14 protein-coding genes, 1 tRNA gene and 1 CRISPR repeat array are annotated in these 21,080 nt (G+C 41.6%); of the genes, 4 read left to right on the top strand and 11 right to left on the bottom strand.

The annotated features are described in order from the left end of the window. Positions 1–19 precede the first annotated feature (19 nt). The 4 genes from secF to ftsH2 all read right to left on the bottom strand — a co-directional run bounded on the left by secF (position 20) and on the right by ftsH2 (position 6,404). Positions 20–1,006, bottom strand: a complete 987-nt coding sequence (gene secF, locus IQ259_RS07775) for a protein translocase subunit SecF (RefSeq protein ID WP_193883305.1) — start codon at positions 1,004–1,006, stop codon at positions 20–22. Next, complete coding sequence (secD, locus tag IQ259_RS07770; RefSeq protein ID WP_193883380.1) at positions 1,003–2,427, bottom strand: protein translocase subunit SecD; 1,425 nt, start codon at positions 2,425–2,427, stop codon at positions 1,003–1,005. The genes secF and secD overlap by 4 nt, the downstream gene beginning before the upstream one ends. A gap of 162 nt (positions 2,428–2,589) precedes the next feature. Beyond that, on the bottom strand, positions 2,590–3,573 hold the full coding sequence (locus tag IQ259_RS07765; protein WP_193883303.1) for an alpha-ketoacid dehydrogenase subunit beta: 984 nt from the start codon (positions 3,571–3,573) through the stop codon (positions 2,590–2,592). A 944-nt stretch (positions 3,574–4,517) separates the two neighbouring features. Continuing rightward, positions 4,518–6,404 carry an ATP-dependent zinc metalloprotease FtsH2 gene (gene ftsH2, locus IQ259_RS07760; RefSeq protein ID WP_193883301.1) on the bottom strand — a complete coding sequence of 629 codons (1,887 nt, stop codon included), beginning with the start codon at positions 6,402–6,404 and terminating at the stop codon, positions 4,518–4,520. A gap of 941 nt (positions 6,405–7,345) precedes the next feature. Here ftsH2 and IQ259_RS07755 point away from each other — a divergent pair. After that, positions 7,346–7,591, top strand: coding sequence for a hypothetical protein (locus tag IQ259_RS07755; RefSeq protein ID WP_193883299.1), 246 nt, complete (start codon positions 7,346–7,348; stop codon positions 7,589–7,591). A 142-nt stretch (positions 7,592–7,733) separates the two neighbouring features. Here the strand turns inward: IQ259_RS07755 and IQ259_RS07750 are convergent. The 5 genes from IQ259_RS07750 to IQ259_RS07730 all read right to left on the bottom strand — a co-directional run bounded on the left by IQ259_RS07750 (position 7,734) and on the right by IQ259_RS07730 (position 13,568). After that, positions 7,734–7,805, bottom strand: a tRNA-Lys gene (locus IQ259_RS07750). 65 nt (positions 7,806–7,870) lie between these two features. Then, positions 7,871–10,129, bottom strand: a complete 2,259-nt coding sequence (locus tag IQ259_RS07745; RefSeq protein ID WP_193883297.1) for a GAF domain-containing protein — start codon at positions 10,127–10,129, stop codon at positions 7,871–7,873. A gap of 377 nt (positions 10,130–10,506) precedes the next feature. Next, entirely contained in the window at positions 10,507–11,076 is a 570-nt protein-coding gene (locus IQ259_RS07740; RefSeq protein WP_193883288.1) for a hypothetical protein, read from the bottom strand. A gap of 75 nt (positions 11,077–11,151) precedes the next feature. Next, positions 11,152–12,411, bottom strand: coding sequence for a glycoside hydrolase family 10 protein (locus IQ259_RS07735; protein ID WP_193883286.1), 1,260 nt, complete (start codon positions 12,409–12,411; stop codon positions 11,152–11,154). 130 nt (positions 12,412–12,541) lie between these two features. Then, positions 12,542–12,862: a CRISPR direct-repeat array (repeat unit 36 nt; unit sequence GTTTCAATCCCTAATAGGGATTAAGTGAAATTTCAA). Positions 12,863–13,160: 298 nt separating this feature from the next. Further along, positions 13,161–13,568, bottom strand: coding sequence for a hypothetical protein (locus IQ259_RS07730; protein ID WP_193883284.1), 408 nt, complete (start codon positions 13,566–13,568; stop codon positions 13,161–13,163). A gap of 62 nt (positions 13,569–13,630) precedes the next feature. Here IQ259_RS07730 and IQ259_RS07725 point away from each other — a divergent pair, with 62 nt between their 5' ends. Then, positions 13,631–14,305, top strand: coding sequence for a class I SAM-dependent methyltransferase (locus IQ259_RS07725; RefSeq protein ID WP_193883282.1), 675 nt, complete (start codon positions 13,631–13,633; stop codon positions 14,303–14,305). Positions 14,306–14,375: 70 nt separating this feature from the next. Here IQ259_RS07725 and IQ259_RS07720 read toward each other — a convergent pair whose 3' ends face one another. Then, positions 14,376–17,147, bottom strand: a complete 2,772-nt coding sequence (locus tag IQ259_RS07720; RefSeq protein WP_193883280.1) for a pitrilysin family protein — start codon at positions 17,145–17,147, stop codon at positions 14,376–14,378. Between the two features lie 231 nt (positions 17,148–17,378). Between IQ259_RS07720 and IQ259_RS07715 the strand changes: the two genes are divergently transcribed. Both IQ259_RS07715 and IQ259_RS07710 read left to right on the top strand, forming a co-directional pair. Further along, entirely contained in the window at positions 17,379–17,642 is a 264-nt protein-coding gene (locus IQ259_RS07715; RefSeq protein WP_193883278.1) for a hypothetical protein, read from the top strand. Continuing rightward, the gene (locus IQ259_RS07710; protein WP_193883276.1) at positions 17,643–18,107 is read left to right on the top strand and encodes a type II toxin-antitoxin system VapC family toxin; all 465 of its coding nucleotides are present in this window, start codon (positions 17,643–17,645) and stop codon (positions 18,105–18,107) included. A gap of 111 nt (positions 18,108–18,218) precedes the next feature. Here IQ259_RS07710 and ppsA read toward each other — a convergent pair whose 3' ends face one another. Further along, positions 18,219–20,735, bottom strand: a complete 2,517-nt coding sequence (gene ppsA / locus IQ259_RS07705; protein WP_193883274.1) for a phosphoenolpyruvate synthase — start codon at positions 20,733–20,735, stop codon at positions 18,219–18,221. Positions 20,736–21,080 lie beyond the last annotated feature (345 nt).

The raw sequence follows: 21,080 nt of genomic DNA, 5'->3' as shown, positions 1-21,080 counted from the left end.
GAGGAAGATTGACTCTTGACTAATTATCAGCCGATGTATCCATAGCTTCGGTGCTTGCTACTAGGATAGATTGACCTGTACGTTCTCGCCACCAAGTCAGGAGAGTACTAGCAATGAAAATACTGGAGTAAGCTCCTGCTACGAAGCCAACAATTAAAGCTAAGGCAAAGTTTTTCAGTGTTTCTCCTCCAAAGAGAAAGATGGCAAATAAAGTCAACAAAGTTGTGAATGAAGTGTTGATTGACCTTCCTAGTGTTTGGTTGACCGCATCATCTACAATTTCAACAATTGGGCGATTGGGATTAGCTTTGAGGGTTTCTCGAATGCGATCGTAAATTACCACTGTATCGTTGACTGAGAACCCTGTAATTGTCAGTAAAGCGACAATGAAAAGGCTATCTACTTCAATTCCCAAAACCAGACCCAAAATTGAGAATATGCCTGTTGTTATGACCACATCATGAAACAGAGCGATAATAGCAAAGATGGCATAATCTAACTGGAACCGGAAGGTCAAGTACAAAACAATCCCTGCAAAGGATACAATCAGAGCCACCATACCAGAGGTAAATAACTCTCTTCCCAAGGTAGGGCCAACAGTGTCAATTTGGTTTTTCTGCTGGTCAAAATTACCGATTTTTTCACTTAAAGCATTTTGCAACTGGGTACGCTGATCGCGATTTAAGTTTTTCGTCCGAATTAATATCCCGTTTTCTGCCCTTGTTTCTTTATCAGCAACAACTTGGATACTACTATCACCTAATCCTTGTGCTTTGGCGACTTCCCGAACAACATTGACATCAATTGGTTGATCACAGTTACTAGGTTGAGTACAATCCCGCTCAAACTGTAATCTTGTTCCACCCACAAAATCCAAACTGGGACGTAGAGGCGCACGAATATTCGGGTTTTGCCAAGAAATGATCATTGAGATAATACCAGCCAGGATTATGGCACCAGAAATAGTCCACCAAAGCGATCGCGATTTGTTAATACTCAGTTTCATTGAGCTACCTCAGCCTTATTAGATGCACCTGATGCTGACAGATTTGGACAGAATAGTTCTGGTTTCCGCAGTGCAGGAATAGAAATTGCCAAAAACATGAAGGTACGACTACAGGTAATAGCAGTAAACATACTGACTGTTACACCCAAAGCCAATGTTAGGGCAAAACCTTTGACTAAACCAGCACCTAGCCAGAATAGTGCAGCACAAGCAATAACTGTAGTAACGTTGCCGTCTAAGATACTAGAAAAAGCACGGTAAAAGCCAGATTCTACAGAACGATACAGTGACTTGCCCGCTTTTAACTCTTCTCGTGTGCGCTCAAAAATTAGCACGTTGGCATCCACAGCCATGCCAATACTGAGGATAAAACCTGCAATACCAGGCAGTGTGAGAGTTACACCCAACAAAGAAAAACTAGCCCAAGTGAGGATGGCGTAGATAATCAGAGCAATATCCGCAATCACCCCTGGTAGTCTGTAGTACACAATCATAAATATTAATACTAAAAGCAGACCACCACTACCAGCGTAGATACTGCTGGTAATACTGTCTTGACCTAAGGTTGCGCCAACAGTACGGATTTCAGCAATTTCCACAGGTACGGGTAACGCGCCACCACGCAACTGCACACCTAAATCATTAGCTTGCTGTGCTGTAAATCGTCCTGTAATTACTGCTGCACCACCAGTAATTCCAGTAGCAGCGAATTCTGGCCCAACTACAGGCGCACTGATGAGTTCGTTGTCCAGAAATATACCAATACTGCGACCTGTACCAGCCAAGTTTTTGGTGATGTCGGCGAATAGTTCACCACCTTTTTGGTCGAAGCGAATGGCCACATTCCAATTGTTACCTTGTTGAGTGGGTTCACCATAGGCATCCTTGAGGTATTTGCCATCGAGTGGTGGCTTGGTGCTGTCAAACAATTCTAGGATTGCTTGATTATTTTTCTGTAATTCTTCTTGATTTTTGGCGATCGCAGCTTTATCTTTGCTATTGCGTAATTCTAGCTGCTTTGCTTTCAACTCTAATCTGGAAGACTGAAAGGCAAACACTTGGGTTTCGGTGTTTGGTTTTTGTTGGCGAAATTCTAATTGTGCAGTACCACCCAGAACTCTTTCTGCTTGTTCTGGATCATTTACCCCAGGTAGCTGTACAAGAATTTTGTCTGCACCTACGGTTTGAATGACTGGTTCAGAAACACCAAGGCCGTTAATTCTACCCTCGACAACTTTTTTAACGGCTTCTAATTCACGTTCTGTGATTTGGGGGATTTCTGGGGTAGGCTTCACCTGAATTGTAAGCTGGGAACCCCCACGTAAGTCTAGCCCTAAAGGCACTGGAATCTGGACAATTGCCACAATAGCGGCAATGATCAGGGCAAAAATCAATGCTAATAGCGATCGCTGTCTTTGCATACCATAACTCGCATCTGACAAACGCTATAATAGCGTTCTTTGAAGTATGAAGTATAAAGTATGAAGTATGAAAGGGCTAGACGCTTCGCATCTTGCTGTAAGCTATGCTGAAATTCAAATTTCACACTTCACACTTTTTTAGACTTCACACTTCATACTTTTTTACACTCGCATTGCGACCATTTTCTGTACAGCTTCGACGATTTGCTCTGGTTGAACAATGGTGAGACGCTCTAGAGTGCCGTTGTAAGGTGTGGGAATATCTTGAGAAGACAGACGCAAAACTGGTGCATCTAATTCATCAAATAAGCGATCATTAATTGAAGCAGTTAACTCTGCGCCAATACCCCCAGTCCGCATACATTCTTCGACAACAATCACGCGGTGGGTTTTACGTATAGATGCACCGATAGTATCAAAATCTAATGGCTTAATGGAGATTAAATCAATTACTTCTGGATCGTAACCTTGTTTTTCTAAGGGTTTCACAGCTTGCATCACATGATGACGCATCCGTGAATATGTAAGAATTGTGACATCTTTACCTTGACGCACAACCTCGGCTTTATCCAAGGGCAGGAGATATTCTTCTTCTGGTAAATTTTCTTTTAAGTTATACAACAATACATGTTCAAAGAACAGGACTGGATTATTATCGCGGATGGCTGATTTTAGTAGCCCTTTGGCGTTGTAAGGTGTTGAACAGGCAACAATTTTTAACCCTGGAACAGCTTGGAAGTAAGCTTCTAGACGTTGGGAGTGTTCTGCGCCTAATTGTTTACCTACACCACCAGGACCGCGAATGACCATCGGAATTTTAAAGTTACCGCCGGAAGTATAGCGCAGCATCCCGGCGTTGTTAGAGATTTGGTTAAAGGCTAAGAGCAGAAAGCCCATATTCATGCCTTCAATTATCGGCCGCAACCCCGTCATGGCCGCCCCGACTGCCAAACCAGTGAAGCTGTTTTCGGCGATGGGAGTATCTAAAACTCTCAATTCACCATACTTTTTGTATAGGTCTTTGGTAACTTTATAGGAACCACCATAGTGTCCTACGTCTTCACCAAGAACGAATACACTGGAATCACGAGCCATTTCTTCATCAATGGCTTCCCGCAGAGCGTTAAAAAATAGTGTTTCTGCCATTTAAGCCTTTATTTATGACTATTGTTTTAGAATTTTATCGCGCCGCAGTGGCAAATACCGTGAGCGATCGCACTAGTTAGAGATCAGTTTTGGATCAGATACGGCGCTTACCCAAATCAGAAATATTAGTAAATTTACTGAATTTAACACTCAATAATGTCAATTTAGTATATATCCCTCTTCTTTCAGTCTCCGAAAACTTTTGCTATTTCTGAAATCCAGAGCTTTTGTATAGGAAGCGATTGGCTTCGCCAGTGCCGTAGGCAATAGCCAGATTTTTTTCTAATAACAAATACAACACTCATTTTTTTCTAATAGGATAACTTGTATTAATTACCTGATGAGGCTTCTAGCAATCGCCCTTCCGGAAAGTGAGAGGAGAGAAATTTTAATATTACCAATATTATATTCTGCCGGATTGATTAATGAAATCGTCTTGATACTTTGGTTATTAGTTGGCGGGCCAGTGTATAGGACTATCTATACATTTTGGAGAATACTTGAAGAAGCTAGGGAAGGTAAAGAAGTTCCTTGGTTAGCATTAATAAGTACCCAAGCAAAATTAATTGTACATATTGATTGAAAACAAGAATGTCTGTATTCCTTACCTGTTCCCTGTTCCCTCTCCTAATACCGTTTCACTTTAAGTTTGATACAAGTAGGTCGCAGGGGGGCAGGGGGTAGGGAGCAGAGGGAAAGAATTAAAAACCATTAATTTGTATCAAGATTTTCGTGAATTGGTATAACTATAAAATTTATTTTGCACAACTACTTAGTAGGTTTATTTCCTACTTTTGATACTTTAGCTTATCCCTGCCAGATGATTGATTATGTATGATTTTTTACTAGATTAGGTGCAAAAATTTCGGCGTGGGGTGGCTTAAACTATAAAAAATGGGTACAGTCTTTCGACCATACCCATTCAAGTCATCAAATACTAAGAATTAGAGTTGCGGTACATACTGAATTTTTTCAGGTACATCAGTGTACTCAGCAACAATTTGACGGAATTCTTCACCATCGATGGTTTCTTTTTCAATCAGCAGATCAACTATGCGATCGGTCACGGTGCGATTTTCACGCATAATTTTCTTCGCATGTTCATAGCATTCTTCCACGATCGCCCGCACTTGTGCGTCAATCCGAGAAGCGATCGCTTCTGAATATTCAGATCGGGTTGTCCAATCACGACCAAGGAATACTTCTCCTTGCTGGCTTTCTAAGGACAGAGGCCCTAAATCAGACATCCCGAACCGAGTTACCATCTGTCGTGCCATTCCCGACAATTGCTGCAAGTCTCCACCAGCACCAGTTGTAACTTCCGCAGCGCCAAAAACCACTTCTTCAGCGGCTCGACCACCTAAAGCGCCAGTAATTCTGGCTTTTAGTTGAGAGCGAGAAATTAAGCCTTGTTCTTCGTTGGGAGTAAACCAAGTTAAGCCTTGTGCTTGTCCTCGTGGAATTAAGGTGACTTTTTGTACTGGGTCGTGGTCTTTTAATAAAGTCCCAACCAAAGCGTGTCCAATTTCGTGGTAAGCAATTAAGCGTTTGCTCTTGCTATCTACTAGGGGAGTACCTTCCATCCCCGCGACTACGCGATCTACAGCATCATCAATTTCGCGGAGGGTGATCGCTTCTTTCCGTCTTCTGGCGGTAAGAATTGCAGCTTCGTTGAGTAAGTTGGCTAAATCAGCGCCAGTAAAACCAGGTGTGCGACGCGCGATCGCATCCAAAGATACGCTGGCATCTAGTTTTTTGTTGCGTGCATGAACGCTGAGAATTTCCAAACGTCCTTTGATATCCGGTGCATCGACAGTTACTTGTCTGTCAAAGCGTCCGGGACGCAACAAGGCTGAATCTAATACGTCAGGACGGTTGGTAGCAGCAATAATGATGATGCCTGTGTTGCCTTCAAAACCATCCATTTCGGTGAGCAACTGGTTGAGGGTTTGTTCCCGTTCATCGTTGCCACCACCGATACCAGCACCCCGTTGTCTACCCACAGCGTCGATTTCATCTATGAAGATGATACAGGGAGCGTTATCTTTTGCTTTCTTAAACAAGTCGCGCACACGAGATGCACCGACACCGACAAACATTTCTACAAATTCCGAACCGGAAATACTAAAGAAAGGTACGCCAGCTTCCCCAGCGATCGCTTTTGCCAGTAATGTTTTACCTGTTCCTGGCGGCCCAACTAACAAAACACCTTTGGGAATGCGTGCGCCTACGGCGGTGAATCTTTCTGGCTGCTTCAAGAAGGTAACAACCTCTTGTAGTTCTTCCTTGGCTTCTTCGATCCCAGCCACGTCGTCAAATTTAACCCCTGTTTTGGCTTCCATTTGAAAACGCGCTTTGGATTTACCAAAGCTCATGGCTTGTCCAGGGCCGCCAGGGAGATTGCTGGAGCGACGGAACAAAAAGAACAGTCCAGTAATCAATAAAATTGGGAAAACAAGATTACCTAATAATCCCCAGATTGCGCCGTCATTCCGCATGGGATGAGCATCAAAACTAATTGCCTTTTCTTTGAGCTTGCTAATTAACTCAGGAGCGCTAATTGGCAGATCCACCCGCCACCGCTGAATGCGATTTTCGATATCTGGATCGATAGCTTCGACAATTGCTGTTCTGCCACCTTCATACAGGTCTACGCTAGTGACGCGATCGGCATCCAAGTATTCTAGAAAACGGCCATAGGTCATGCGGGTATTGGCTGCATTCTTACCCATATCTGCAGGAGCGTTTGCAAACGCTCCTTGCCAAAAGAAAAAGCCAATTACCAAAGCAGGCAATGTCCAGAGTACTAGGACTCTCCAGGAGAATTTCATTTTAATTTGCCTCTGCCAATACAATTAATATTTCTAGCAAGCAAAGGTTCTATCACCCTTTGGCTTGGCACTCACCTATGGAAGAAACTCCCAAAAGTATTGCCTCACCTTGTTACTAGATTTAGTTTGCAACGGATGTTTATTAATCCATTTTGTTTAATCTGATGTCTAATCAGGCATCGCCATCAAGCCACAACAGCTTGATGGTATTTACGTGACGCTGAAAAGATTCTTAATTAAATTTAACTTAATTTTAATACAACATCACAAGATTCTAAAAAGTAGAACAGGAAAAAAATACCCAGAGAACTTCAAAATCAAAGCTCCTGGCTCAAAACTTAGTGAGTTTTTAACTTCAGGGTAACTGGAATTTCTGTAACTTTTTATAAGACAAATGTATTATCGCGTGGGGATTTACTCTAGTCAGGTAGCCGATGAACAATCTTTCTTTAATTCCCGTTAGTGGCATTACTCGCAGTCATACTAAGTAGTCGTGCAAAATAGAGAGGTAACAGGTAACAGGTAACAGGTAAGGAATACAGACATTCTTGTTTTCAATCAATATGTACAATTAATTTTGCTTGGGTACTTAATAATCTTGGTATTGACATCTCAACTGACTTTTTCTTTTCAGATTTCAATTATCAAACCGTTATCGGCTCCCAAGGAAATGCCATTACCGGGAGTCAATACAAATTCAATCACTAAAATCTATGCACTGTAGATTCTATAATTGCCGTGTTACGCGGCAACGTAGAGTTTTTTTATGAGAAATTCAACGACTTGGGAATCTGGTAGCATCTGGCGCACTGGCAAGACGAAAGTCATTAGAGTAAGCTGTTAAGCATTTAATTTGCACATTGAGGCCGCAGGGGGGCAGGGAGCAGGGAGCAAGGGAGAGGGTTTGCAGCTTTGATTACCATGAAAATGGTGCAATTTAAATGACGATTAGCTTACTAGAGGCGATCGCGGATGAAGTCATGGTTTACGCTAGGCAGTTAGATGCTGGGAATGCCTTTCAACAAGGCAATACAGCCGATAAGCAAGATGTTATTATTAACGCGATCGCGGCTTACATTGTGCTGCGTGGCAGTGGTCGTCATGCTAACCAACACGGTAAAACAGTAGATGTCAGCGAGAGAACCTGGGATGAATTACGCAAGTTCGCGGCAATGGTGGAACAGTAGCCGGAGAAGTTAGGGATTTTAAACAAAATTAGTCAAGTAAAAAAATAATAATTAACTTGCAAATCAAATGTTTTGGAGTGGGATATTTACTGGATTTGGTCAATAATTGCTCAAGGAGAAAAGTTGAGAAGCCTGTAGAGAGTGGGTGACGAGGGATTTGAACCCGCAACCAATAGATTAAGAGTCTACTGCTCTACCGTTGAGCTAGTCACCCACATAACTGAAAACTATAGCAGATTTTTCATGGTTTAGCCAAGGTGAAGTTAATCTGGAAGCGGTTTACAGTGTGGTTGGTTTGGGAAATTTGATCAGAAAGGTGGTTTGACTATCTGCACTCTCTACATTAATTGAGCCACCTAAGTGTTTGACCATTTTCTGTACTAAAGCCATTTCCAATCCCGTACCACTATATGTCCAGGGATCATTTTTCATGAGGCGATAGAATGGCTCAAAAATTCGTGGTAGTTTACTGGCGGAAATTTCTAAGCCGGAGTTGTTAATCTTGAGTTGCACAGCATCTTGTGTGAGGCCGGCAGAGACGGTAATTGCTTCGCCGCTTGGGGTATATTTGCAAGCATAGCTTAAAAGTTCGGTCACTATCCGCTCTAAATCTGTGATATCTGTTTCTATGGGCGGGAGTTCATGATCAATATTGAGGTGTAATTTTTGTCTTTGGCAATGGGTGAGTTCTCGAAAAGACTCGACGATGGGAGGTAGCCATGTTTGTAAATCAATGGCGATCAATGTTGGAGAATCAGGTTCGGCTTCGAGATATGTGAGTCTCATCAAATCGTTGATTAACTTGCTCTCTCGCCCACACTCGTTATGCAAAATCTGCAATAGTTGGGGGACGATTTCAATATCTAAGATGCCTTCAGGAGTAAGAACACTTTCGAGGGTTTGGGCGGCGAGGCTGATGCTAGTTATGGGTGTGCGTAGTTCTTGGGAAAGGGTTCTCATGAATTCGTTTTTTAGGCGTTCTTGCTGTTCTAATTCTTGTATTTGTGCTTGAGTGGTGGAGTTAAGTTTGGCTTGGCGAAGCGCGATCGCGCATTCATTGGCTATCTGCTGCACTAAACTAATTTCCCATTCATCAAACATTTCTTGAGTTGGTCTACTTAGCCACAAATTCCCTAAAATGCCTTGGTTGTCGAATATTGGACAAGCTAACTGGATAAGAACTAGTAATTTAGGATGCCATCCCGGAACTATTTCTAGAGATTGCCAATGCTGTTTTGCTAACAGTGGCTGATAGACTTCAGGAAAATCTGCAATTTTTCTTGTTAAGCCTTGATATTGCGGTGTGGTAGTTGTGTATTCGTAGGTAACGGTTGCCTGATCACCGCAAGCGCTATAAATCTCAATGTAACAAGACTCCAGTTGCAGTAATTGTGTCAGTTCTTGAGTGGCTGTCTGCATTACCTGAGTTTCAGGTTGATGATCGCGGATTTGTTCGGTAATGCGGCGCACTAGTGCTTGAAAGTTCTGTGCTTGCTGTAGTTGGGCTTGATGCTGCTGTTTTTGTAACTCTAGCTGTGTTTTGAGATCCTGTACTTGCTTGTGCAGTTCGGCTTGGTGGACTGCGATACCAATTTGGGTTGCTAGTTGTTTAAGCAAATCAATTTCGATTTGCTGCCATTTATGGGGTTTATGGCAATGCTGGGCAGTTATCAGCCCCCAAAGCTGTTGCTGTGACCAAATCGGAACAACTAAATTGGCTCTTACTGGAAAGGATTCCAGCAAGTTTACTTGGCTAGGATGTAACCCTGCTGTGTAAATATCCTCAACAATTTGAATGCAACCACGCCCACTGCGTTCTTGATATTTGGCAATTAGGCTGGGATCTGGGAATTTTTGCTTTAAAAATGAATCGGCTGTTATTGTCGATTCGGCAATGACTACGCCAGTTTCGTCAGGTTGAAGTTGGTAAACCAAGATGCGATCGCATCTTAGACAATGCCGCACTTCTTTAACAAGTTGATTAAGAAGCGTATCTAAATCTAAAGATTCTCGAATCCATTGAGCGATCGCTTCTAAAAGTTGTTCTTGTGCTGTCTGAATTTCTTTCGCTTGAGCTACCTGTTTCACAGGGGTGATATTGCTACTCGTGCCAATTAATCGGTAAATTCTCGAATTAGCATCCCGCAGTGGTGTTAGTGTGGTACTCCACCAAGTCGCCACTCCTTGGAATTGCAAGCATTGTTCGTAGGAAATGGTTTTCCCAAAACGCACACAGTCAACATAATGCTGACGCACTTTCGCCGCATCGATTGGCGAGAGAATATCTTCTGGTTTCTTCCCTTTAAGATTTTCGGAACTAATTCCTATCCATCGCTCATGGGTGGGATTAAGGGCTACGTAGCAAAAATCTCCATTTTCCAACACATCCACGATAAATATAGATGTCTGCACAGAATTATATATACTCAGTAGAAACTGTTCACTACTACTGTGTTTTTCTAATTCTGGGTCAAAAAGAATTTGAGAATGCAATTGTTGTTTCAACTCTATGGTTGATTCACCCGGATTTATATTCATGGGAGAGTCCCTATCTGCTATTAATGACTCCTCTAGACGCTGCCCCTGATGATGTTACTGATGAAAAATGCTTTTTAGCGCCTACAGCAAAGCATTGTCTGTCTTTGCTGGACTGATATTTGGATCTTCTCTTATTTCTTATCAGAAATATCGGAAACTTAATAGCAGTAAACTCAACAAATATAGCTCCTGGAGGGTAAGAGTACATTTGCAATTGGATGCAAATTTCTTGAACATTTTTTATTAAGAATGATTTAAGATTGTTGCATATATCTCAGTATACTCAAAAGTTATCTTTGCAGAAAGTTATATTTTTTAATGTTTTTCTAATATATCAAGCAGTTAGCATAATAATGGCAAAACATTTGCTTAGATAATCATCGCAATAATCGGTAAGCGTTGATCCCAGTCAGGACGGCAACGATTAGCCAAGTAATGCCTAATCCTGCCACTTCACCTAAGAATAACCGTGTGGAACGCAGTAAAACTATTCCCACAGTTGAACCGATAGGTACTGCGATCGCCCAACTAATAGCGCTAATAAACATCCACTGCCAAGCCAAGGCTACAGACTGACGAATAGCCGTCCATTGTGCTAGTCCGATGACAAAACCGCCAACTGTACCTAAAGTTGTACCCCAAAGGATTCTCATGGGAAAAATTTGCGTACTGGGAACAATCCAACCCACAGCACCCACACCAATAGCCGTGATCGTAGCCCATGCCAACAAGGTAGCCAACATCCACCGGCCAGATAAAATATGATGTCGAATCATCAAACTTTGGGGAAAAGCGATCGCAAAACCTCCCAGAGAAGCCTGTGCCACTCCTACATCTGGCTTTTCTCCGACTTCAATCCAGAACAAACTCACCAGAAAACCACCAACAGTAACAATAGCCCACTGCAATGTAAAACTGAATTGAGTTTTGCCAGGGGTGAAAAACATGTAATTCTCGCCAGTAAAGCACGGCAAAGATTACTATACAGTGCGAGACAAATAAAAAAAGTTGATATTGCAGCATTACAGCCTGAGTTTTCTGTTTTCTTCTCCAAGTGGTAATGCTCTGATAGCCCTGGCGTTAAACAGTTCCTGGAAAACCTTACGGCGTTTTTGGGGTGTTTCTGGTGCAATGTAACCCCACAAACTTTCCCAATAAAAAAAAGATATTCCAGGAAAAGAGCGATCGCGTACCATGTCAATTTGTGCTTTAATTTGGGACATTCTCACCGGAGTCCGCAAAGTTCCCGTTGAGATACCGATAACTACCGGAATCTTACTTCGAGCAAATTTTACCGCTGGCTGTTCGAGTTCCGTCATAAAACTGCTTTTGTCATGGCGATACACCTGCAAAACCAACTCATCTACCCAGCCCTTTTTTACCCAAGTTTCCCAATCTTGCAGATAGTATTTGTAAGCAAAACCTTGGGCGTTAGGAGACAAAGATAGTTTAGTATTGGGGTCAATTTCTTTGATGCTGCGATAGATTCTGGACATAAAAGCAGTAATTTTATCAGCACGCCAACGCATCCATTCCGAGTTTAACGGGTTGCTAGGCGGACTTTTGCCCTGATGTTCTTGCTTGTAGAGTTCGACAGTGAAGCGATCGTAACCGAACTGCACTGGCATTCCAAAATGGTCATCGATTTGAATACCATCTACATTGTAATTACTGACAACTTCTAGAATCAGCCCTAAAATAAACTCTTGAACTTCTGGATGTAGAGGATTCAGCCAAGACTGCTTAATTATTGCCCCATTGTTAGCGTCTTCCGGCAAAGTTTCTTTAACAGAATTTATACCCGCTTGCCCAACAGTCAACCAATCAGGATAAAGCTTGGCTAACTGAGAATTTGTCGGTGTCATAAAACCATATTCAAACCAAGGCATAACAGTTATACCTTTTGGTTTAGCCAGTTTAATTATCTTTGCTAAAACATCCTGTCCACCGTGCATAAAATTCAGTACAGGTTCAGCTTCAGAACCTATAATAGATTTTGCAACATTGCTCTTGTAAAAAGTATTTCCTCGGTTCCAAACTACAGGATAAACCGTGTTAAAGTGCAGCGCTGATAATTGATTAATAGCACGGTCAATTCCCCAAGGCACAAACAGAACACCACTAGCGACATTAGTTAACCAAACACCACGAATTTCTGTAACTATTTGTTGGCTAGTTGCTTGGGAGTAAACTGAACCGGAAGGTAGAGAAAATACTGTCAAGCAAAGTATAAACTCTAAAGATATTAAGTAAATAATCCAACGTTTAGCCAACCGATTCATGAGTGGGCTTGACTGCGTTTTTGAAGAACATTTATAACTACAAACTAAATTAGCATCCTCCGGAGGATATGGTGAATGGAAATCACGGCTATACACTCCGGTAGGGAATCCTAAATCATAAGCTGCTTTTGTTTCAATCCCTAATAGGGATTAAGTGAAATTTCAACCCTCTTGGGGTGAGGTTTCCCCTTATACAAAAACGGTTTCAATCCCTAATAGGGATTAAGTGAAATTTCAAATCTCTTTTTGCAAGGTTAGTACACCTTGAGAGTTTCAATCCCTAATAGGGATTAAGTGAAATTTCAATTGATCTTACTTTTGGCGTAAAATCTTCTTTTGAGTTTCAATCCCTAATAGGGATTAAGTGAAATTTCAAGATAACATTAACATCATCAGCATAAAGAATATCACCGTCGTTTCAATCCCTAATAGGGATTAAGTGAAATTTCAAGGCGGAAGCCAGAAAGCTAATCTGTATTTGGTTTTCGAGGTTCGGTTTCGCGGATGGATTGATTTTAACATGACTAAATGTCACTTGATTGACTGATAATAGCTGAAACCTATACTGGGTAAAGTGCGCGGGTAATTTTAATTTATTTTTTCTGCAAAAGCTTGTGCGGAAAGGAATCCAGCTAGTTTTCCGCAAGAGAGATTTTGTACACCTACCCATCCGCGCATTTCTAGGTAGGACTTATGCAAAAAAAACTCTCAAACTCTTATTGCTCCGTATTCTCTGCGTCATGGACATTTTACTGAATAAGATAACTACGCCAAATTGGTTGAGAAGCTTTGCTATTCTTATCTGGTAATAATAATCGCCAAGTTTTGCCTTCTTGTTGAATTTGCAAATAAAGTTCAAATGGTTGTTGCAGTTGCGTCAACTGGCGCTGCGGTAGCTTGAGAATTAAATCGTATTTGCCCTTGACTCGGAAGGCTGGTAAATTTTGAATTGTTAATGGTTTTTCTTCGGCAATTTTTAGCTGCTTGATTTCAAATCCTTGAAAATCTAACTCTAGCTTTTGACTAAGTTCTTGTTGGGTTTGTTCTAACCCAAGTGCGATCGCTTTTTTTACTAACTCGCTAGTCGGCAGCAATCCAACACTACCGCAAGCTGTTACCAACACTAGCAAAACTGTTGTGACTAAGAATCGCACCATCTTTGATATTCTACTCTCCAGGGTTAGTATAACGGTATATGCCTCGAATTCTGCCATCTACCATGTCAAAACAAACTATTGGACTTGATAGCCAAGTTTACGATTACTTGTTGTCGGTTTCGTTGCGAGAGCCAGAAATTTTAAAAAAGTTACGCTACGAAACTGCCAATCATCCTAGGGCAAATATGCAGATTTCGCCAGAACAAGGACAATTTATGCGATTGCTGGTGCAGTTATTAGGGGCGAAAAAGACTATAGAAGTTGGCGTTTTCACAGGTTACAGTTCGCTGTCTGTCGCTTTAGCTCTACCTGCTGACGGTAAAGTCGTTGCCTGTGATGTTAGTGAAGAGTATACAGCGATCGCGCGGCGATATTGGCAACAAGCCGGGGTTGCCGATAAAATTGACCTGCGATTAGCGCCAGCCTTGGAAAGTTTGGATCAACTATTGGCGAGTGGACAAGCAGAAACCTTTGATTTTGCGTTTATTGATGCCGATAAAGAAAATTATGACGGATATTATGAGCGATGTTTGCAACTAATTCGTCCTGGTGGCTTGATTGCGATCGATAATGTTTTATGGTCTGGGCAAGTAGCTAATCCTCAAATTCAAGACCAAAGCACTCAAGCTATCCGCGCTATCAATCAAAAACTGCGTGATGATCAACGAATTACTCTCTCACTTGTCCCCATTGGCGATGGGTTGACTTTAGCACTTAAGTCAAAACGGTTTAGTTAAGCAGAAAAATAGGTCAAAAGAGGCAGGGGAGCAGGGGGAAAGAATATACCCCTTTTCCCCCGGAAATTATTCAGTTATCCTTAGATGCCGTATCTCCAGGGCCAGCCGTCACAATGACTACATTTTCTGGCAGAATTAAATCTTTGATGACCTGTTGTATCTGAGCCATAGTCACAGCTTGAATGCGTCGAGGAAATTGGCGGATTTCGGAAGGGGAAAGTCCCAAAACAGCATTATTTAAAATGATACTGGCAACATCACTGGGATTAGCTAATTCCACGGGGTAACTATTAGTAATTGAGCGTTTGGCAGTATTTAATTCTGCCTCAGTGATGCCTTGTTCGCGTAATTGTTTGAGTAAACCTAGGGTGCTGACGATCGCTTTTTGAGCATCTGTAGGGGAAGTCTGCATCTCAATTAAAAATGGCCCAGGATTGATACCAGCGGCAAACCCACTGTAAATACCATAAGTTAAACCCAGGCGATCGCGTACTTCCGTACCCAAACGACTAGATAAGGTATCACCACCTAAAATTTGGTTCAATACCAAAGCCGTGTAGAAACGCGGGTCTTTCCGAGAAATACCGTTGTAGCCAATGTAAGTGACAGCCTCGGCTTTACCGGGAATCACTTTACTCAGACGGGTCGAAGTTTGCGGTAGTGATACTTTTGGTAAATTCAGCACAGGCGGCTTACCATCAGCTTGCCATTTTGCAAAAGCCTGATTTAACAAATCTTTGACTTTAGCTGGGTCAAAATCACCCACTAATGCCAGTGTTGTTGTGTCTGGACGATAGTGTTGACGATAAAAGCCCAGCACATCATCACGATTGATACTCTTTAAACTTGCATCTGTGGGAAAACTGTGGAAAGGATGATTGGCTGGGTAAATTGCTTGTTGAAATACTCGCCTTGCTAAAGTACTGGGGTCATCTAACTGCACTTGCAGACTAGTTAACGCCCGTTGGCGACTCAATTCTAACTGGTCGGCGGGAAAGTTGGCATTCTGCAATACATCTGCCAAAGTTTGAATTAATACTGGTAAGTTTGCTGAGAGTCCTTCACCGCTAATACTCACACCTTCGCGGCTGGCGCTAAAATCTAGACTAGCTCCCCTATCTTCTAAGGTTTTGGCTAGAGTTAAAGCATCTTTAGTCTTGGTTCCATTGATTAAGTTACCCGCAGTCAGATTGGCTAATCCGGCTTTTTGATTGCCATCAAATTCAGTTCCAGCATTAATTTGACCACTAATGTTAATTGTGGGAACACTGCGGTCAGGTAACAATAATACTTGCAAACCATTTGCCAAAGAGAACTGCTGTGGTAAAGGTTGTTTATGAGAAACTGTAGCTGAATTAGCAGGCGGTAAGTATTTGGCTAGTTCTGCTGGGTCTACAGGTTTACCAGGGCTAAAGTTTTCGATGGTGCGACCAGAACCAGTGCTAGAAGTTCCGGGTTGACCATCTGGTTGAGTCGGTTCAAAAAAGCCAATGGTTTGTTTGTCTGGGATGAGGTAAGTTTTTGCTACCCGTTGCACATCCTCTGGAGTAACTTTGGCGATCGCGGCTAAATATCGTTCAATAAATCTATAATCTCCAGCCACAGTTTGGTTATACCCCAACTGACTAGCTTGGCTGCTGATATCTTGATTATTTAACACAAACGAAGCTTGCAGCAAGGTCTTGGCTCGGTTTAGTTCTTCTGAACTAACTGCTTTTTCTTGTAATTGTGATAGAGATGTTTGCAGAACTTGAGCAATTTTCTCTATCTTTTGGCCGGAGGCTGCTGTAGCAGTAATTTCATACCAACCCGGTTCAATTAACTCCGCCGCACTACCACTGACAGAACTAGCAAAACCAGATTCTACCAAAGCTTGATAAAGTCTAGAACTACGCCCACCCGTCAGAATTGCATCCATAACATCAATTGCTGGTACATCAGGATGCTTAATGTCTGGTAAGGGATATACAGCGTGCAAAAGCGCAGCGCTTCCCGGTTCTTTGAGAACTATGGGAGTTTTAACTGTTGGTCGTTGACTGTTGACTGTTGACTGTTGGTTGTTGACTATTGACTGTTGATTTTTCGCCAACTTGCCAAAACTTTCTTTGACTGCCTTGAGTGTAGGTTCTGTAGCAAAGTCCCCTGTAATTACCAAAGTCGCATTATCAGGACTGTAGTAGGTTTTGTAATAATTTCGCACCTGTTCTACAGTAAATTTTTCGACATCGGCTTTTGTACCACCTACCGATAAGCCGTAGGCACGATTGGGAAAAGCCGCCCGCATCACTGCCCGACTTAAACGGTAGTTCGGTGAATTTTCATACCCTTGTAACTCGGAGATGACGACTCGCTTTTCACTAGTGAGTTGGTCAGCCCCAATTAAGGAATTTTTCATCCGGTCTGCTTCTAAAATCAGCAGTGCTTGGAGTTTATCTTGCTGAACTGTACCAAAGTAAGCTGTTTCATCGTAACTAGTAAAAGCATTAAACTGGCTACCCAAGGCACTAAACAACCGACCAAACTGCACCGGACGGTCAGTAGTACCTTTGAACATTAAATGTTCTAGTTGGTGGGAAATACCACTTTCGCCTTTGCCTTCATTGCGTGAACCAACTCTGTACCATACTTGCACACTGACAACTGGGGCGGTATGGATTTCTTTGGTTAACACTGTTAAGCCGTTATCCAATACTGTTTTCTGAACTCCTTGGGTGAAAGATAAGCCAGTTACAGGCGCAACCGCTGTTGGTGTTGCTGCGCTGATCAAATTACCCGAAAAGGGTATAAAACTCAAAAGAAGACTGAGTAAAAATCCTATAAGCATGTATGAGCGTAACTTCATAAGTAAATCAAAATGCAAATTTTCAATTCTTCAAGGCGATTCTAGCGGATGATGAAAAATTTCTCCGTTTAAGAAAACTAATCGTCACGATTAGCAAAATATTATGAGGGTATCAGGATCTAGTTAGTATGTTAGTGTATAGAAAGTATTATGATTAAAACATATATTTGGTGAGGATAAAATTCCGCAAATCCAACTTCCCTCTAAGATAGCCAATCAATAGTTAGATGTATGGCAGTAGAAACTCTAAACCAAATACTTAAGCAACTTGAGACATTAGAAATATCAGAGCTTCAGCAACTTAACCAGACAATTCAAAAGTATCTTGTAGATCAAGAAGAAAATCTCAAGCAAGCAGCGTTTCACCAAGCACTAATCGATTCTGGTTTAGTAAAGGAAATCAAGCATCCTACTTACGAAACAATAACTGAACGGCGACTAATTCATGTTGAAGGAAAGCCTATTTCTGAAACTATCATTGAGGAACGCTGTTAGATGCCAATTTACTTCATAGACAGTAGTGCATTGGTCAAGCGTTATATCAATGAAATTGGGTCAACCTGGGTCTTGGGGCTATTTGATCCATATCTCAAAAATGAAGTATTTATTGCAGCAATCACTAGTGTCGAAATTATAGCGGCAATTACAAGGCGATCGCGCAGCGGAAGTATTAGCATTACAGATGCGACAGTAATACGCAACCAGTTCAAAAGTGATTTACAAAAAGATTATCAAATTGTTGAAATCACAGAGAAGATAATAAATTTGGGAATGTTATTCTCTGAAACTTACGGCTTACGAGGTTATGATGCCATTCAACTAGCAGCTGGTCATGCAGTCAACACTATGGGCATCGCTAATGGATTACCGCCTATTACCTTCGTGTCCGCAGATAATGAGTTGAATATATCAGTAGTAAGTGAGGGATTGATGATTGAAAATCCTAATAATCACCTATAGTTCAAATTGAACTAATTTTTAAGGATTTCCACCGCTAATTTATCCCTCACTCATGCAACGCCGATTTTTTAGATCATTGCCTAAGTTCTAAATCTGAACTTATCACTTCACTTAAGACTCAGAATTTTCCACTTTTGCGACTTCCAGCATCGTCTTTAAAACGGAATCGGGGTTTAAACTGATGGAATCAATTCCCTGTTCTACTAAAAACTGGGCAAATTCTGGGTAATCGCTGGGTGCTTGTCCACAAATACCAATTTTGCGTTGGCATTTTTTTGCAGCTTTTATGGCCATTGTCACCATTTGCTTGACAGCGGGGCTGCGTTCATCAAATAATCGCGCTACTAAAGCCGAATCTCTATCTAATCCTAGTGTTAGCTGAGTCAAGTCATTGGAACCAATGGAAAAGCCGTCAAATACATCTGCAAATTCTTCAGCTAAAATTACGTTACTTGGTAACTCGCACATGACATAAACTTGCAAATCATTAACACCTTGTTTCAAACCATTTTTTGCCATCTCTGCTAATACTAAATGCCCTTCATCGGGAGTGCGGCAAAATGGAATCATCGGGATAACATTTGTCAAACCCATTTCATCCCGGACTCGCTTGATAGCGTGACATTCTAAAGCAAAAGCAGCTTTATAACCCTCATCATAGTAACGTGCTGCACCTCGCCAACCTAGCATGGGGTTTTCTTCGTTAGGTTCAAATTGTCTACCACCTAACAAATTGGCATATTCATTACTTTTAAAATCTGACATCCGCACAATCACAGGTTTAGGATAAAATGCTGCGGCAATTCTGGCTATGCCTTGGGCTAATTTATCTACAAAATACTGCGGCTTATCATCATATAGTGCGGTGATTTCTGCAATGTCAGCTTTCGCTTTTTCATCCTGTAATTGGTCGTAGTGAATCAACGCCATTGGATGAATTTGAATTTGGTTAGCAATAATAAATTCAGTCCGCGCTAAACCGACTCCATCGTTAGGAATTGCTGATAAACTAAAGGCTTCTTGGGGATTACCCACATTCATTAAAATTTGGGTGTGAGTCCGGGGTAAGTTTTCTAAAGGAACTTCTTTGACTTCAAAGGGTAACAAGCCGGGATAAACATTACCGTCTTCGCCTTCAGCACAAGAAACTGTGACCTCTTGATCATTTTTTAAGACTTGTGTCGCATTCCCGCAACCCACGATCGCCGGTACACCCAATTCCCGTGCAATAATCGCTGCATGACAGGTACGTCCACCAGCGTTGGTAATAATTGCACTGGCGCGTTTCATAATTGGTTCCCAGTCGGGGTCTGTTCTTTCGGTAACTAACACATCTCCCGGTTGGAATTCATCGATTTTGCGGTCATCTAAAATTATGCGGACTTTGCCTTGACTGATAGCTTCGCCAATTGCACGTCCAGTTACTAAGGGGAGTGGGGATTCTTGACCCGATACTAAGCGATAGCTACGTAACACGTTTCCTTTTTTCTGCGATTGGACAGTTTCAGGACGCGCTTGGACAATAAACAGTTGATTGGTAATTCCATCTTTTGCCCATTCAATATCCATAGGCGTGTAATTACCGTGGACTTGGGAATAATGGTCTTCAATTACACTAGCCCAACGTCCTAGTTGTAAAATTTCTTCGTCATTTAAGGCAAATTTAGTGCGATCGCTCAACGGAACTGGTACATTTTTTGTTAACTTACAGTTATCATCATCTGCTCTGACTGTTAATGTGTGGGCGCTGTCGGTAGCACAAGCAATTAAGTCTTTTTCCGAGGCTGGTACATAAATCATTTTGATTTCTTTACTACCCAATTTTTTATCGATAATTGGGCGGAAACCTGTTTTTAATGTTGGTTTAAATACATAATATTCATCGGGATTGACTGCACCTTGAACGACGTTTTCACCTAAACCATAGGCGGCGGTAATTAAGGCTGCATCTTTAAACCCAGTTTCTGTATCAATAGAAAACATTACCCCAGAGGTTGCTAAGTCAGAACGCACCATTTTCTGCACTCCGACTGATAAAGCAACATTAAAGTGATCAAATCCTTTAGTATGGCGATAAGAAATAGCACGGTCAGTAAATATAGAAGCAAAACATTTATGGCAAGCTGTGATGACTTCTTCGACACCAACAATATTTAAATAAGTTTCTTGTTGTCCGGCAAAACTGGCATCGGGGAGGTCTTCAGCCGTGGCGCTAGAACGAACTGCGACATCTGTTTGAGTTTGATATTTATCACATAAACTTTGGTATGCTTTAGCGATCGCACCGCGCAAATCATCGGAGAATGGTGTGTGCAATAATAGCGATCGCGCTTTTTCACCTCGTTCTCGTAAATTGTTCACATCCTCAACATTCAAGTCGGAGAACAGTTGACGTAACTTGGCTTCTAACCCCGCAGATTGGATGAAATAACGGTAAGCATAAGCAGTAGTCGCAAATCCCGTTGGTACATTTACACCTTTGAGGGTTAGTTGTTGAATCATTTCTCCCAAGGAGGCATTTTTACCACCAACTAGTGGTATATCTTTAATGCCAACCTCATCAAACCAAAGAATCAGCGATCGCTCTTTGGAAAATTGAGAGAAAGTTTGATGAGATACTGCAACCATAAGTGTTACCTCCCAAATAGATACTTTGCTTAATGAGCTTTAAATTTTATTGAATAATTTGATATCTCGCACCTAGTGGGTATTTTGACGCTTAATTAGCGGCTGATATTTCTTGTTGGTGCTTAATAATTCCTTTGGGATCACCATAACAAAAAAATCTAGATTTTGGGTATGATGTGCAGTATTCCTTAAAATAGTGCATGAAGTATCTACAAATACTGCATGAGCAAGTATCTTTCCAAGACAATTACCAAAATTGTAACGAAAAATTAAGAGGCATTGCATTGCAACATCTCTACAAAAGTTATTCATCATTTACAATTTCAGTAAACTTAATGACCTAAT

It is taken from the genome of Fortiea sp. LEGE XX443, from assembly GCF_015206815.1.
Lineage (GTDB): Bacteria > Cyanobacteriota > Cyanobacteriia > Cyanobacteriales > Nostocaceae > Nostoc_B.
This window is presented reverse-complemented; position numbering and strand designations above follow the sequence as displayed.

What these genes read in the sequence shown, in the direction of transcription:
- IQ259_RS07765 (WP_193883303.1), bottom strand. Translation starts at nt 3,573, where the DNA reads ATGGCAGAAACACTATTTTTTAACGCTCTGCGGGAAGCCATTGATGAA.
- IQ259_RS07745 (WP_193883297.1), bottom strand. Translation starts at nt 10,129, where the DNA reads ATGAATATAAATCCGGGTGAATCAACCATAGAGTTGAAACAACAATTG.
- IQ259_RS07755 (WP_193883299.1), top strand. Translation starts at nt 7,346, where the DNA reads ATGACGATTAGCTTACTAGAGGCGATCGCGGATGAAGTCATGGTTTAC.
- IQ259_RS07715 (WP_193883278.1), top strand. Translation starts at nt 17,379, where the DNA reads ATGGCAGTAGAAACTCTAAACCAAATACTTAAGCAACTTGAGACATTA.
- secF (WP_193883305.1), bottom strand. Translation starts at nt 1,006, where the DNA reads ATGAAACTGAGTATTAACAAATCGCGATCGCTTTGGTGGACTATTTCT.
- IQ259_RS07725 (WP_193883282.1), top strand. Translation starts at nt 13,631, where the DNA reads ATGTCAAAACAAACTATTGGACTTGATAGCCAAGTTTACGATTACTTG.
- ppsA (WP_193883274.1), bottom strand. Translation starts at nt 20,735, where the DNA reads ATGGTTGCAGTATCTCATCAAACTTTCTCTCAATTTTCCAAAGAGCGA.
- ftsH2 (WP_193883301.1), bottom strand. Translation starts at nt 6,404, where the DNA reads ATGAAATTCTCCTGGAGAGTCCTAGTACTCTGGACATTGCCTGCTTTG.
- IQ259_RS07730 (WP_193883284.1), bottom strand. Translation starts at nt 13,568, where the DNA reads ATGGTGCGATTCTTAGTCACAACAGTTTTGCTAGTGTTGGTAACAGCT.
- IQ259_RS07710 (WP_193883276.1), top strand. Translation starts at nt 17,643, where the DNA reads ATGCCAATTTACTTCATAGACAGTAGTGCATTGGTCAAGCGTTATATC.
- IQ259_RS07720 (WP_193883280.1), bottom strand. Translation starts at nt 17,147, where the DNA reads ATGAAGTTACGCTCATACATGCTTATAGGATTTTTACTCAGTCTTCTT.
- IQ259_RS07740 (WP_193883288.1), bottom strand. Translation starts at nt 11,076, where the DNA reads ATGTTTTTCACCCCTGGCAAAACTCAATTCAGTTTTACATTGCAGTGG.
- IQ259_RS07735 (WP_193883286.1), bottom strand. Translation starts at nt 12,411, where the DNA reads ATGAATCGGTTGGCTAAACGTTGGATTATTTACTTAATATCTTTAGAG.
- secD (WP_193883380.1), bottom strand. Translation starts at nt 2,427, where the DNA reads ATGCAAAGACAGCGATCGCTATTAGCATTGATTTTTGCCCTGATCATT.